Annotated in this window: 13 protein-coding genes and 1 other RNA gene; 4 read left to right on the top strand and 10 right to left on the bottom strand. The window is 64.4% G+C overall.

The genetic code is table 11. The features are described from left to right. Positions 1 to 37: 37 nt before the first annotated feature. From gcvP to L6D64_RS18990, 10 genes are all read right to left on the bottom strand, one after another. The gene (gene gcvP / locus L6D64_RS19035) at positions 38 to 2911 is read right to left on the bottom strand and encodes an aminomethyl-transferring glycine dehydrogenase (RefSeq protein WP_176507549.1); all 2874 of its coding nucleotides are present in this window, start codon (positions 2909 to 2911) and stop codon (positions 38 to 40) included. A 195-nt stretch (positions 2912 to 3106) separates the two neighbouring features. Next, entirely contained in the window at positions 3107 to 3490 is a 384-nt protein-coding gene (gene gcvH, locus L6D64_RS19030) for a glycine cleavage system protein GcvH (RefSeq protein ID WP_054883889.1), read from the bottom strand. Between the two features lie 48 nt (positions 3491 to 3538). Continuing rightward, positions 3539 to 4621 (bottom strand): glycine cleavage system aminomethyltransferase GcvT, encoded by a 1083-nt coding sequence (gcvT, locus tag L6D64_RS19025; RefSeq protein ID WP_176507548.1) that lies wholly within the window; start codon positions 4619 to 4621, stop codon positions 3539 to 3541. A 123-nt stretch (positions 4622 to 4744) separates the two neighbouring features. Continuing rightward, entirely contained in the window at positions 4745 to 6367 is a 1623-nt protein-coding gene (locus tag L6D64_RS19020) for an ABC transporter permease (RefSeq protein ID WP_176507547.1), read from the bottom strand. A 34-nt stretch (positions 6368 to 6401) separates the two neighbouring features. Further along, a complete protein-coding gene (locus L6D64_RS19015; RefSeq protein ID WP_176507546.1) occupies positions 6402 to 7403 on the bottom strand; it encodes an extracellular solute-binding protein in 1002 nt (333 codons plus the stop codon). Between the two features lie 115 nt (positions 7404 to 7518). Then, the gene (locus tag L6D64_RS19010) at positions 7519 to 8736 is read right to left on the bottom strand and encodes a 2-octaprenyl-3-methyl-6-methoxy-1,4-benzoquinol hydroxylase (RefSeq protein ID WP_176507616.1); all 1218 of its coding nucleotides are present in this window, start codon (positions 8734 to 8736) and stop codon (positions 7519 to 7521) included. Positions 8737 to 8745: 9 nt separating this feature from the next. Next, entirely contained in the window at positions 8746 to 9228 is a 483-nt protein-coding gene (locus L6D64_RS19005; RefSeq protein ID WP_176507545.1) for a DUF4442 domain-containing protein, read from the bottom strand. Next, the gene (gene ubiH, locus L6D64_RS19000) at positions 9225 to 10424 is read right to left on the bottom strand and encodes a 2-octaprenyl-6-methoxyphenyl hydroxylase (RefSeq protein WP_176507544.1); all 1200 of its coding nucleotides are present in this window, start codon (positions 10422 to 10424) and stop codon (positions 9225 to 9227) included. Before ubiH ends, L6D64_RS19005 begins: the two co-directional genes overlap by 4 nt. Beyond that, positions 10421 to 11755 carry a Xaa-Pro aminopeptidase gene (pepP, locus tag L6D64_RS18995; RefSeq protein ID WP_176507543.1) on the bottom strand — a complete coding sequence of 445 codons (1335 nt, stop codon included), beginning with the start codon at positions 11753 to 11755 and terminating at the stop codon, positions 10421 to 10423. The genes ubiH and pepP overlap by 4 nt, the downstream gene beginning before the upstream one ends. A 22-nt stretch (positions 11756 to 11777) precedes the next feature. Beyond that, complete coding sequence (locus tag L6D64_RS18990; protein WP_176507542.1) at positions 11778 to 12332, bottom strand: YecA/YgfB family protein; 555 nt, start codon at positions 12330 to 12332, stop codon at positions 11778 to 11780. A 182-nt stretch (positions 12333 to 12514) separates the two neighbouring features. On the opposite strand from L6D64_RS18990, the gene L6D64_RS18985 reads away from it, so the two are divergent. From L6D64_RS18985 to L6D64_RS18970, 4 genes are all read left to right on the top strand, one after another. Further along, entirely contained in the window at positions 12515 to 12697 is a 183-nt protein-coding gene (locus L6D64_RS18985) for a TIGR02449 family protein (RefSeq protein ID WP_031322377.1), read from the top strand. Further along, positions 12694 to 13014 (top strand): cell division protein ZapA, encoded by a 321-nt coding sequence (locus tag L6D64_RS18980; protein WP_054883897.1) that lies wholly within the window; start codon positions 12694 to 12696, stop codon positions 13012 to 13014. Before L6D64_RS18985 ends, L6D64_RS18980 begins: the two co-directional genes overlap by 4 nt. A 17-nt stretch (positions 13015 to 13031) precedes the next feature. Beyond that, positions 13032 to 13211: non-coding RNA, 6S RNA (ssrS, locus tag L6D64_RS18975), on the top strand. A 56-nt stretch (positions 13212 to 13267) separates the two neighbouring features. Then, a complete protein-coding gene (locus tag L6D64_RS18970; protein WP_176507541.1) occupies positions 13268 to 13876 on the top strand; it encodes a 5-formyltetrahydrofolate cyclo-ligase in 609 nt (202 codons plus the stop codon). The last annotated feature ends 16 nt before the right edge of the window (positions 13877 to 13892 follow it).

The raw sequence follows: 13892 nt of genomic DNA, 5'->3' as shown, positions 1-13892 counted from the left end.
GGTTTACCCGCGAAGAGGCCTACGCCGATCCTGTGCCTTACCGGTAAGCCTCTACCGGCACGCAAGCACAGAACAGATTCCTGTCCCCATACACATTGTCGACCCGGTTCACCGCTGGCCAGTACTTGTGCAAGCGCACGTGGGCACTGGGCGCAATGGCCTGTTCCAGGCTGTAAGGCCGGTTCCAGGGTGCCAATACATCGGCCAGGGTGTGTGGCGCATGCTTGAGCGGATTGTCCTCTGCCGGCCAGTTACCCTCCTGCACCTCGGCAATCTCTGCCCGAATCGCCAACATCGCGTCGACAAACCGGTCCAGTTCGGCCTTCGACTCGCTTTCCGTGGGCTCAACCATCAAGGTTCCCGGCACCGGGAACGACATGGTCGGGGCATGGAAGCCATAGTCCATCAGGCGCTTGGCAACGTCCTCCTCGGTGATGCCGGTCTGCGCCTTGAGCGGCCGCAGGTCGAGGATGCACTCATGGGCCACGCGCTGATTGCGCCCGCGATACAGCACCGGGAACGCGCCACCGAGCTGGCTGGCCAGGTAGTTGGCCGAGAGGATCGCCACCTCGCTGGCATCGGCAAGCTGCGGGCCCATCATGGCGATATACATCCAGCTGATCGGCAGGATGCTCGCACTGCCCCAGGGCGCGGCGCTGACTGCAGTGTTGTTCGGGTCCAGCCCCGGCACCGGGACGACCGGATGGCTGGCGACGAACGGCTGCAGATGAGCACGAATGCCAATCGGCCCCATGCCTGGGCCACCACCGCCATGAGGGATGCAGAACGTCTTGTGCAGGTTCATGTGCGAAACATCGGCGCCAATGTCCGCCGGCCGCGCCAGACCGACCTGAGCGTTGAGGTTGGCGCCATCCATGTACACCTGGCCACCGTGCTGGTGAACCACCTCGCAAATTTCGCGGATGCCCTCTTCATACACACCATGGGTCGAGGGATAGGTGATCATCAGGCACGACAGCCTGGCCCCGGCGGCATGGGCCTTGGCCTTGAGGTCTTCGAGGTCGACGTTGCCAGCATCGTCGCAATCGACGATCACCACCTCCATGCCAGCCATCTGCGCCGAGGCTGGATTGGTGCCGTGGGCCGACGATGGAATCAGGCAAAGCGTGCGCTGGGGCTCATGGCGGCTGCGGTGATAACGGGTGATGGCCATGAGCCCGGCGTATTCACCTTGGGCGCCGGAGTTGGGTTGCATGCAGATGGCGTCGAAGCCGGTAATCGCGCACAACCAGCCTTCCAGCTCATCGATCATCGCCTTGTAGCCCATGGCCTGCGCGGCGGGGGCAAAGGGGTGCAGCTGGGCGAAGGCAGGCCAGGTGATGGGAATCATCTCGCTGGTGGCATTGAGCTTCATGGTGCAGGAGCCGAGCGGGATCATCGACTGGTTCAGCGCCAGGTCCTTGCTTTCCAACTGTTTGAGGTAGCGCAGCATCTCGGTTTCGCTGTGATGCAGGTTGAACACCGGGTGGCTGAGGAATGGCGTGCGTCGCACCAGCGCAGCGGGGATGCCTTCGGGCAGCGCCTGCTGGTCGAGCGCGGCGATGACCAGGCCGTGATCGACGCCCAGGAAAATGTCGAGCAGCCGCTGCACGGTGGCTTCGTTGCAGGTTTCGTCCAGGCTCACGCCCAGATGGCCGCGCCCCAGGATGCGCAGGTTGATGCGCGCAGCCTCGGCGCTTTCAATGATCGCTGCCTGGGCGCCACCGACATCGAGGGTCAGGGTGTCGAAAAAGTGCTGATTGAGGCGCTTGATGCCTTTGGCCTCAAGGCCTGCGGCTAGCACAAAGGTCAACCGGTGCACCCGCTGGGCAATGCGCTGCAGGCCTTCCGGGCCGTGATACACCGCGTAGAAGCCAGCGATATTGGCCAGCAGCACCTGAGCGGTGCAGATGTTGGAGTTGGCCTTTTCGCGGCGGATATGCTGCTCTCGCGTCTGCAGGGCCATGCGCAGTGCCGTGTTGCCACGCGCATCGCGGGACACGCCGATGATGCGCCCGGGCATCGCTCGCTTGTACTCGTCACGGCAGGCGAAGTAGGCCGCGTGCGGACCTCCGTAGCCCATCGGTACGCCAAAACGCTGGGTCGAACCCAGCACCACATCGGCACCCAGCTCGCCGGGCGGTGTCAGCACCACCAGGCTGAGCAGGTCGGCAGCGACGCAGGCCAAGGCCTGCTGGCTGTGCAACTGGTCGATCAGCGGGCGCAGGTCGCGCACCTCGCCGTGGGTATCCGGGTATTGCAGCAAGGCACCGAAGACCTGGTGCCTGGAGAGGTTATCCACCGCGTCGATGATCAACTGGAAACCAAACCCTTCGGCGCGGGTTTTCAGCACCGACAAGGTCTGTGGATGGCAATGTTCATCGGCAAAGAACGCGTTGCTCTTGTTGCGCGCCACTCGCTTGGCCAGGGCCATGGCTTCGGCAGCTGCCGTGGCCTCGTCGAGCAGTGACGCGTTGGCCAGCGCCAGGCCAGTGAGGTCGATGACCATCTGCTGGAAGTTGAGCAGCGCCTCCAGGCGGCCTTGGGCGATTTCGGGCTGATAGGGCGTGTATGCGGTGTACCAGCCGGGGTTTTCCAGCACATTGCGCAGGATGACCGTAGGCGTGACGGTGCCGTGGTAGCCCATGCCGATGAGGCTGGTCCACACCTGGTTCTGCTCGGCGAAGCCGGCGAGCCTGGCCAACGCAGCCTGTTCATCGAGGGCCGGTGGCAGGTCAAGGGCGCGGTTGAAGCGGATGCCAGGCGGCACGGTCTGCTCGATCAGCTCACTGCGGCTGTCGAGGCCAAGGGTGCTGAGCATTGCTTGCTGCTCCGAGGCATCGGGCCCCAGATGGCGGCGCAGGAAAGGGTTGAGCTCTTGCAGTTGATGCAGGGATGGCGACTGGGACATGTCGACGCTCTCTTCCTAGCCAGGTCTCATGGAGACTTATAAGTCTAGGAAGGGATCGGCGATGGTGCGGGAAAACTTGTTTCAGCAGGCTCGCGTCTTCGCGGCCAAAGCCGCTCCTGCAGGGGAATGCACAGGCCTTGAATGCGGCACTGTACCTGCAGGAGCGGCTTCAGCCGCGAAGCAGGCGACGCGGTTTTACTCGCCGATAGCGGCTTTGTAGCCAGCGGCATCCAGCAGCTTGTCCAGATCAGCCGGGTTGCTTGGCTTGAGCTTGAAGATCCACGACGCGTAAGGTTCTTCGTTGAGCAGTTCCGGGCTGTCGGCCAGCTCTTCGTTGACCGCGATCACTTCGCCGGCAACCGGGGCATAGATGTCGGAAGCGGCCTTGACCGATTCGACCACGCCAGCAGCGTCGCCAGCAGCGAACACCTTGCCGACTTCGGCCAGCTCGACGAACACCACGTCACCCAGCGCCTGCTGGGCGTGGTCGCTGATGCCGACGGTAACAGTGCCGTCGGCTTCCAGGCGCGCCCACTCGTGGCTTTCGGCGAAACGCAGATCGGCGGGGATATTGCTCATGTCTTGAATTCCTCGTTTGGGTCAGCGGTTCGGCCCGCCGTTGAATGTTCAGATCAAAATCTTGCCATGGCGCACGAAGGTCGGTTTGACCACCCGCACCGGGTACCATTTGCCGCGGATCTCGACCTCGGCGCGGTCACCGGTGGCCATGGGCACGCGCGCCAAGGCGATGGACTTGCTCAGCGTAGGCGAGAAACTACCACTGGTGATCTCTCCTTCGCCAATCCCGGCTACACGAACCACCTGGTGAGCCCGCAGAACGCCGCGCTCTTCCAGCACCAGGCCAACCAGTTTTTCCTGCACGCCACGCTCGATTTCCGCCAGCAGGCTGGTACGGCCGACAAAGTTGCGCTCTGCCGGCTCCCAGGCAATGGACCAGCCGAGGTTCGAGGTCAACGGGGTGTGGCTTTCGTCGATGTCCTGGCCGTACAGGTTCATGCCGGCTTCCAGACGCAGGGTATCGCGCGCGCCCAAGCCGCTCGGCGCGATGCCGGCGCCGACCAGGTCGTTGAAGAAGGCGACGGCCTGATCGCCCGGCAGGATGATCTCCAGGCCGTCTTCACCGGTGTAGCCGGTACGGGCGATGAACCAGTTGCCTTCGGCAACACCTTCGAACGGGCGCAGTTCACGGATCAGCGCGGCACGGGCAGGGCTCAGCAGCGCGGCGACTTTCTCGCGGGCATTCGGCCCCTGGATGGCGAGGATGGCCAGGTCGGGGCGAACGTCGAACGATACGCTGAAACCGGCGCTCTGCAGCTCCAGCCAGGCTTTGACCTTGTCCCGCGTGGCCGCGTTGGTGACCAGGCGGTAACCGCTCTGGGTACGGTAAACGATCAGATCGTCGATGACCCGGCCGTCTTCGTTGAGCAATGGGCTGTAAAGGGCCTTGCCAGTGCTGTCGAGACGGGCCACGTCGTTGGCCAGCAAACGCTGCAGCCAGGGAGTGGCATCTTCACCGGCAATGTCGATGACCGTCATGTGGGAAACATCGAAGACACCGCAGTCGCTGCGCACCTGATGGTGCTCCTCGACCTGCGAGCCATAGTGCAGCGGCATGTCCCAGCCGCCGAAATCGACCGTCTTGGCGCCGAGCGCCAGGTGCAAGTCGTACAAAAGCGTGCGCTGTCCCATGGGTTTCTCCTTCCGGGCGTGGCGAAGCGGCGGCGGTCGATGACGTTTGATCGTCAGCTCTTCTTGTAGGACCCGCCGCGCGAATGCCGCGCATTGTAGCGGCAAGGGCGCAAGCTGGCATCCTTAGTGACTGTGACCCGGACGACGCGCTGAACGACGGATCAGCCCGATGACCGGCAGCAACCCTACCAGCACCAACGTCAACGCCGGCAGCGAGGCACGCGCCCATTCGCCTTCGCTGGTCATCTCGAACACCCTGACTGCCAGGGTGTCCCAGCCGAACGGGCGCATCAGCAAGGTGGCGGGCATTTCCTTGAGCACATCGACGAACACCAGCAACGCGGCGCTCAAGACCCCTGGCACCAGCAGCGGCAGATACACCTTGAAAAACAACCGCACGCCACCGACGCCAAGACTGCGCGAGGCTTCCGGCAAGGAGGGGCGGATGCGCTCCAGGCTGCTCTCCAACGGGCCATGGGCCACGGCGATGAAGCGCACCAGGTAAGCCAGCAGCAAGGCCGCCAGGCTGCCCAACAGCAGCGGCTTGCCTGCACCACCCAACCAGCTGGAAAGCGGAATGACCAGCTGATTGTCGAGGTAACTGAACGCCAGCATGATGGAGACCGCCAGCACCGAGCCAGGTAAGGCATAGCCCAGGTTGGCCAGGCCAACGCCAGCGCGAATGCCGACCGTCGGCGCCTGACGGCGGGCGAAAGCCAGCAGCAATGCCACGCAAACGGTAATCAGAGCGGCCATGCCGCCCAGGTACAGCGTGTGCAGCACCAGGCCGACATACCGCTCGTCCAGGTCATGCCGACCGCGCTGCCAGCACCACACCAGCAACTGCAGCAGTGGAATGACGAATGCGCAGGCGAACACCAGCAGGCACCAGCCGCTGGCGAGCAGCGCCTTGGCCCCGCGCAAGTGATAGAGCGCATGCCCGCGCGGGCGTTCGTTGCCGCTGCGGGTTGCGCCACGGGCGCGGCGCTCGCCGTACAGCACCAGCATTACCGCGAGCAACAGCAGACTGGCCAGCTGGGCTGCGCTGGACAGGCTGAAGAAGCCGTACCAGGTCTTGTAGATCGCCGTGGTGAAGGTATCGAAGTTGAACACCGCCACTGCACCGAAATCGGCCAGGGTCTCCATCAGCGCCAGGGCGACGCCCGCGCCAATCGCAGGCCGCGCCATTGGCAAAGCCACCCGCCAGAAGGCCTGCACGGGCGACAGGCCGAGTACCCGGGCGGCCTCCATCAAACCCTTGCCCTGGGCCAGGAACGCCGAGCGCGCCAACAGGTAGACGTAGGGGTAGAACACCAGCACCAGGACGAAGATCACCCCACCGGTGGAGCGGACCCGTGGCAGGCGCATGGGCCCGAACACCTCGCGCAAGGCGCTCTGCACAGGGCCGGCAAAGTCCAGCAAGCCGACGAAGACAAAGGCCAGCACATAGGCCGGGATGGCGAACGGCAGCATCAGCGCCCAGTCGAGCCAGCGCCGGCCGGGGAACTCGCAGAGGCTGGTCAGCCAGGCCAGGCTGACGCCGAGCAGGGTCACCCCGATACCAACGCCGACCACCAAGGTCGCGGTATTGCCCAGCAGGCGTCCCATCTGGGTGTCGAGCAGGTGCGACCAGATCTGCAGGTCGACCGACTGCCAGGACAGCAGCAGCACGCTCAGGGGCAGGAGCACCAGGGCGGCGGTCAGGGTGACCGGGAGATACCAGCGGCGTTGGGCAGTATGGGGCAAGGTTGGATTCTCGATTGCGCTGGCGGCCTGCTACTTAATTCCAGCCAGCGCGATCCATCAGGCGAATAGCTTCGGCCTGGCGCTTGCCGGCCACTTCAACGGGAATGCTGTCAGCCTTGAAGCTTCCCCAAGCCACCACTTCGTCCGACGGTTTGACCTTCGGGTTGGCCGGGAACTCCTGGTTGATGTCGGCAAACAGCTTCTGCGCCTTCTCGCCAGTCATCCATTCCACCAGCTTCCTCGCGGCTTCCGGGTGCGGCGCATGCTTGGTCAGGCCGATGCCCGACAGGTTGACATGCACGCCGCGGTCGCCCTGGTTGGGCCAGAATATCTTCACCGGCAGTTTTGGGTTCTGCGCGTGCAGGCGACCGTAGTAGTAGGTGTTGACCACCCCGACATCGCACTGGCCGGCCTCGATGGCCTGGATCACCGAATTGTCGTCAGAGAACACATCGGTGGCCAGGTTGCCGACCCAGCCTTTGACGATCTGCTCGGTCTTGGCCTCACCGTGGTTCTCGATGAGCGTGGCGGTCAGCGACTGGTTGTACACTTTCTTCGCCGTGCGCAGGCACAGGCGGCCTTCCCAGTGCTTGTCGGCAAGGGCTTCGTAGGTGCTCAGCTCAGCCGGTTTTACCCGTTCGGTGGAGTAGACGATGGTCCGTGCGCGCAGGCTCAGGCCGGTCCAGTCATGGGATGAGGCACGGTACTGTGGTGGGATGTTCTGGTCGATGATGGCCGACTTGATCGGCTGCAGGATGCCCATCTGCTCGGCCTGCCACAGGTTGCCGGCATCGACGGTGAGCAGCAAGTCGGCCACACCGTTCTCGCCCTCGGCCTTGATGCGCTGCATCAGCGGGGCTTCCTTGTCGGTGATGAACTTGACCTTGACCCCCGTCTCGGCGGTGTAGGCGTCGAATACCGGCTTGATCAGCTCGTCGATGCGCGAGGAGTACACCACCACTTCGTCCGCCGCCTGAGCGGTGCCGCCGAACAGGGTCAGGGCCAGGGCGGCCAGTAGGGGCTTGCGTGGCAACATGGAAAGCACTCCTCGGATCGTATGAGAGGCGCAAATGGTAGTGAATCCCATTTTCCAGCTCATCATCAGAGCAGTTACCGGATGTTGCAGAGGGACGCAAAGCGCCCCCGTGGTCTCAAGCCTTGGCCAGTTCCGGCAGGTCCCCGGTCAGCCCCAACGCCTGGCGCACGAACATCGCCTTGGCCTCCGGCATCTGCTCCACCAGCTTCAACCCGCTGTTACGCAACCAGCGCAACGGCAACGGATTGGCCTGGAACAACCGCTCGAAACCTTCCATTGCCGCCATCAACGCAAGGTTGTGCGGCATGCGCCGGCGCTCATAACGGCTGAGCACTTTCACATCCGCCAACCGCTCGCCACGCTCGCTGGCATGCTCCAGCACCTCGGCCAACACCGCAGCATCGAGAAAGCCCAGGTTGACGCCTTGCCCGGCCAACGGGTGGATGGTGTGTGCGGCATCGCCAATCAGCACCAGCCCTTCGTCCACGTAGCGCTTGGCGTGACGCTGGCGCAACGGCACGCAGACGCGCGGGTCGGCCTCCAGCACCTCACCCAGTCGCCCCTCGAAGGCCCGCGCCAAAGCCTTGAGGAAGGCCGGCTCATCCAGCGCCATGATCTGCTCGGCCTGCTCCGGAGTCGTCGACCAGACAATCGAGCACCAATCCTGCTTGCCGTCACGCGACAGCGGCAGGAAGGCCAGCGGCCCCTCGTCGGTGAAGCGCTGCCAGGCGGTGGCCTGGTGCGCAGCGCTGCAGCGCACACTGGTGACGATCGCATGGTGCAGGTAGTCCCACTCCCGCGTCTCGCAGCCAGCCAGGCGGCGCACCGCCGAGTTGGCACCGTCGGCGGCCACCACCAGCGGCGTACGCAACTGACGGCCATCGGCCAGGGTCAGCAGCCACTCGTCACCGGAGCGGCGCAGCTGCTCCAGGCGGGCATTGGGCAGCAGGCCGATGTCGCTATCGTGCAGGCGCTCCAGCAGCCCGTCCTGCACCACCCGGTTCTCGACGATATGGCCGAGCACCTGGGCATGCACACTGGCGGCCGAGAAATGTATCTGACCGGTACCGCTGCCGTCCCACACATGCATGTCGGAATACGGCGACACGCGCCGCCCGGCGATGCCGTCCCAGGCCCCGAGGCGTTCGAGGATGCGCTGGCTGGCCGCCGACAGGGCACTGACCCGCGGCTCGAACGGTGCATCGGCGTCGAACGGTTTGACCGACAGCGAGCCGCCGTCGAGCAGGACAATTTCCAGGCCGCTATGGCGAAGCGCCAGGGCCAGGGCGCTGCCGACCATACCGGCACCGACAATCAACAGATCTGCGCGCATTTCCATGCCTTACGCCTGCCTCGCTTGCGGCTTGAGCCGCACGTATAGGGTTTTATCGACCCGTGCCACCAGCTCGCCGGCTTCGTCACGGATATCGACCTGCACACGCGGCAGGTACTTCTTGCCGGTGGCCGTCTGTTGGCGGATGTCGTCCAGCAGCGCGTCATCGACGTGGAATTCGGCGTACACCGTGCCCTTGCCCGGCGCAATGAAATCGATGCTGGCAGCCTTGTCCCAGACAATGTATTCGCGGCCCAGCTGCTCGATCAGCAGCAACATGTAGAACGGGTCGACCATCGAATACAGGCTGCCGCCGAACTGGGTACCGACGTAGTTGCGATTCCAGCGGGTCAGCTTCATGCGTACCTTGACGCTGCGCATGTCCGGGCTGATGTGCTGGATGTGGATGCCTGCGCCGAGGTACGGCGGGTAGACATTCAGCAGCCAGCGCAACATGCGCGCGCGGCGCGCCAGCCTGCGCGGGTTGCTCATGCCTGGCCCCGCGGATCGGGGCGGGTCCCGAGGCCCATGGCCTGGCGAGCGAACCAGCTTTTTGCCGGTGGCAACAGGTCAAGCCCGAGCAGGCCGATGTTGCGCCCGGCCGCCAGCAGTGGCTGGTTGCTGCCGAACAGGCGGGTGACCTGGTCGGAGAAGCCGATGGTCAGGGCCTGGTCGAGGCGCTGGCGCTGGTGATAGGCCTGCAAAGTGGCGAGATCGCCCGGATGCTGCGGGCCGAGCAGCAGCGCGTCGGCCAGCGCCTGCACATCACGCAGCGACAGGTTGAAACCCTGGCCGGCAATCGGGTGCAGGCTGTGCGCGGCGTTGCCCAGCACCACCAGGTGTGGACGAACCTGCTCCTGGGCTTCGATCAGTGCCAGCGGGTAGAGATGCCTGGCACCGACTTGGCGCAGGCCGCCGAGCCGATAACCAAAGGCATCCTGCAACTCCCGCAGGAAACTGCGCTCGTCGATCTCGGCCAGACGCTTGGCATCCATCCCCTGGCGCGTCCAGACCAGCGCGCAGCGGTTTTCCGGCAGTGGCAGCAAGGCCATGGGACCCTGCTCGGTGAAACGCTCAAAGGCTTGGCCGCGGTGGGCCTCGCCGGGTGTGATGTTGGCGATCAGCGCGCTTTGCTCGTAGGGCGTACGGCGCACGTGGATACCCAACTGCTCACGCAGGCCGGAGCGGCCACCGTCAGCCAGCACCGCCAGGTCACACTCCAGGCTGGTGTCGTCGTCCAGCAGCAGGCGGTAGCCACCCTCGATGGCTTGCATCGCCTTCACTTCGGCCGGGCAGCGCCAGCTCACCACCTCACTGTCCAGCCCTTGCCACAGGCACTGCCCGAGCCAGGCGTTCTCCACCACGTATCCCAGGGCCGGCACGCCTTCTTCCATGGCGTCCAGGCGGGTGGCGCCGAAACGGCCACGGTCGGAAACCTGGATCTGCCGGATCGGCTCGGCGCGCGGGCTGATGGTTTGCCAAAGGCCGAGGTGCTGGTAGATCTGCCGAGTACCGAACGACAGTGCCGAAGAGCGCGCATCGTAGCTGGGCTGGAAGCTGTCGCCGGGGGCGAACGGCTCGATCAGCAGGATCTTCCAGCCGCGCGCCTTGGCGCCTGCCTGCAGGGCCAAAGCCAGGCTCGCGCCCACCAGCCCGCCACCGATGATCGCCAGGTTGACCCGACTCATGCCGCGTCCTTGCGCGCAGCCTGCATCAGCGCCTCGATCTCGGCGACCGTACGGGGCACACCCGAGGTCAGAATTTCACAACCTTGCTTGGTCACTACCACGTCGTCCTCGATCCTGATACCGATGCCGCGCCATTTCTTCGCGACCTCCTGGTTGTCGGCGGCTATGTAAATGCCTGGCTCGACAGTCAGTGCCATGCCGGGCTCCAGCACCCGCCACTCGCCACCGACCTTGTATTCGCCGACATCGTGCACGTCCATGCCCAGCCAGTGCCCGGCGCGGTGCATGTAGAAAGCCCGGTAAGCCTCGCTGTCGATCAGCGCCTGCACCTCACCCTTGAGCAAACCGAGCGCCACCAGGCCCTCGGTGATCACCCGCACGGTCGCCTCATGGGCGTGGTTCCAGTGCTTGCCCGGGGCGATCTCGGCAAAGGCGGCAGCCTGCGCCTTGAGCACCAGCTCATAGATCGCCTTCTGCTCGGGTGAAAAACGCCCGCTGACCGGGAAGGTCCGGGTGATGTCGCTGGCGTAGCAATCGATCTCGCAACCGGCATCGATCAGCACCAGGTCGCCATCCTTGAGCGGCGCATCATTCTGCTGATAGTGCAGGATGCAGCCATTGCGCCCGGCGGCGACGATCGAGCCATAGGCCGGCATCTTCGCCCCACCCTTGCGGAATTCGTAGTCCAGCTCGGCTTCCAGGCTGTACTCGTGCAACCCGGCCCGGCAGGCCTGCATGGCGCGCACATGGGCGCGCGCAGAGATCTGCGCAGCCGCACGCATCACCTTCACTTCCGCTGCCGATTTATACAGGCGCATATCGTGCAGCAGATGATCCAGCGCAACGAACTCGTTTGGCGGCTGGGCGCCGAGGCGCGCCTTGGAGCGGATCACGTTGATCCAGTCCATCAACCGGCGGTCGAACTCAGGGTTGCTGCCCATGGCGCTGTAGACCCGCTCGCGGCCTTCGATCAGGCCCGGCAGGATCTCGTCGATATCGGTGATCGGGAAGGCATCGTCCGCGCCATAGTCACGGATTGCGCCTTCCTGGCCGGCACGCAGCCCGTCCCACTGCTCACGCTCCGGGTTGCGCTCGCGGCAGAACAGCACGTACTCGCCATGCTCGCGGCCAGGGATCAGTGCAATCACCGCCTCAGGCTCGGGGAAGCCGCTGAGGTACTGGAAATCGCTGTCCTGGCGGTACACGTGCTCGACGTCGCGGTTGCGGATGGCAACGGCGGCGGCGGGCAGAATGGCGATGCTGTTGGGGACCATCTGCGCCATCAGCGCCTTGCGCCGACGGGCATACTCGGCCTTGGGTATGTGGCTCATGGGCAGAACTACCCCCGGTTGATCAGTGCAGCGAAGGTTTTGGTGCGGGTGCGGCAGGCGCGGCCAGCTCCGTGTACAGCAGCAGCGGTGCGACGCGCAGGTATTCCATGACTTCCATGTAGTCGCTTTCGCCGTCTTCGGATTCCTCGAGGGCTTCCTGGACCTGGGAAATGGCCACCAGGTCCTGCAGCACTTCCTTGGCTTCGGTAGACAGGTCCTGCCCCCCGGCGTTCAGGCCGAAGCCGGTGATGAAACCCTGGCACCACTGGCCCAGCGCTTCGGCGCGGTCGGCAAGTGCCGCATCGTCGCTCGGCAGCAGCAGGACAATGGCCATGTCTTCGCTGCTCAGCTCGCCCTTGACCATCTCCTGCAGGCCGATCAGGGCATTGCGCACGGCGTCACCGGGTTCGGTTTCCAGCAGTTGGGCGGCATCAGCCAGCCAGGCCTCGGCATCGAAGCCTGCGCCGGCACAACTGCGGCCAATCAGCAGGCCGTGCAGTTCGGCAGGGGTTACAGGGTGGCCATTGCTGGAAAGGAGCATGGCGAAGGCAACGTAAGGCGATTGAGTATTAGGCATGGTCGGCTAGGCGCCAGACGGCGCATTTGACTAGAATGAAGACCTTGTATCCTAGCACCGGCAGGCGCGCCAAGACCATCGGCACTGGCCGCCGCTGCGCCGGGAGAGGCATCCTCGCAGGGTGATTCAACGACGGAGCGAATCGAGTGCAACCCACGCAAGAGAACGACCTGCAAGCGCTGATGAGCCGATTCGAGTTGCTGATTGAACGCATCGAGCAACTAAAACGGCAAAATGCACTCCTAGTAGCTCAGGAAAAATCCTGGCGCGAAGAGCGCGCCCACCTCATCGAAAAGAACGAGATCGCCAAGCGCAAGGTCGAGTCGATGATTTTACGCCTGAAGGCCCTGGAGCAAGACTCATGAGTTCAAGCAATAGCGTCACCGTGCAGATCCTCGACAAGGAGTATTCGATCATCTGCCCGCCGGAAGAGCGCAACAACCTGGTCAGCGCCGCGCGCTACCTGGACGGCAAGATGCGCGAGATCCGCAGCAGCGGCAAGGTGATCGGTGCAGACCGCATTGCGGTCATGGCGGCGTTGAATATCACTCACGAGATGCTGCACCGCCAGGAGGATCGCGCCGACGCCCCAGTGAGTGGCACCAGCCGTGAGCAGGTGCGGGACCTGCTGGAGCGGGTCGATCAGGCGTTGTCCGACGATGCGGGTACCAAAAACGGCTGAGATTGGTATACTGGCGCCACTCCCTGGGGGATGCGCCAGTCGGTTATGTCCCTGAGCCGATACGCACAACCACGGGGGTTGCACGCTGGGGCCGGTGTGCATGTCCGCCAGACGGAAAGCCTTAACGCCCCCTGCAATCTCCACCTTGAACTTTCGGGTTCAAGGGCTACACCGATAGCGGTCTTATCGGGGAGCCTGATTCCTCCTGCCGAGCGCTCAGCTGGGCAATCCGACACTTGGGATAACCAGTGCCATGACCGAAACTGCGTCGCTTTCCCGCCCCCAGCTTCGTCGCCTGCTTCGCAATGCCCGCCGCGCCCTGACACCCGCACAGCAGCACCAGGCCTCACGCGGCCTGTACCGCCAATTGGCGCAGCACCCCTTGTTCCGCCGCGCCCGGCATATCGCCCTGTACCTGCCCAACGACGGTGAAATCGACCCGCGCCTGCTGCTGCGCGAGGCTCAGCGCCGGGGCAAGCGCACTTACCTGCCGGTACTGCACGCCTGGCCGCGCACACGCATGGTGTTCCAGCGTTTCGAGCAGGGCGAAAAACTCAAGCGCAACCGCTTCCGTATTGCCGAGCCATTGACCGACCGTCGGCGCCAGCGCCCGGTCTGGTCGCTGGACCTGATCCTGTTGCCACTGGTCGGCTTCGATGAGGTCGGCGGGCGACTGGGCATGGGCGGGGGGTTCTACGACCGCAGCCTGGCCTACCAGGCACGTCGCAAGACCTGGAAGAAACCATTGCTGCTGGGGCTGGCGCATGAGTGCCAGAAGGTCGAGCGACTGGCGCAAGCCAGTTGGGACGTACCGCTGCAAGGGACGGTCAGCGACCGCAGCTGGTACCTGGCGCCGACCTGAGCGGCGTTAGCGGGTA

This window comes from Pseudomonas urethralis, from assembly GCF_021602465.1.
Lineage (GTDB): Bacteria > Pseudomonadota > Gammaproteobacteria > Pseudomonadales > Pseudomonadaceae > Aquipseudomonas > Aquipseudomonas vlassakiae.
The sequence above is the reverse complement of the archived record's forward strand: the minus strand, read 5'-3'. Positions and strand labels throughout refer to the sequence as shown.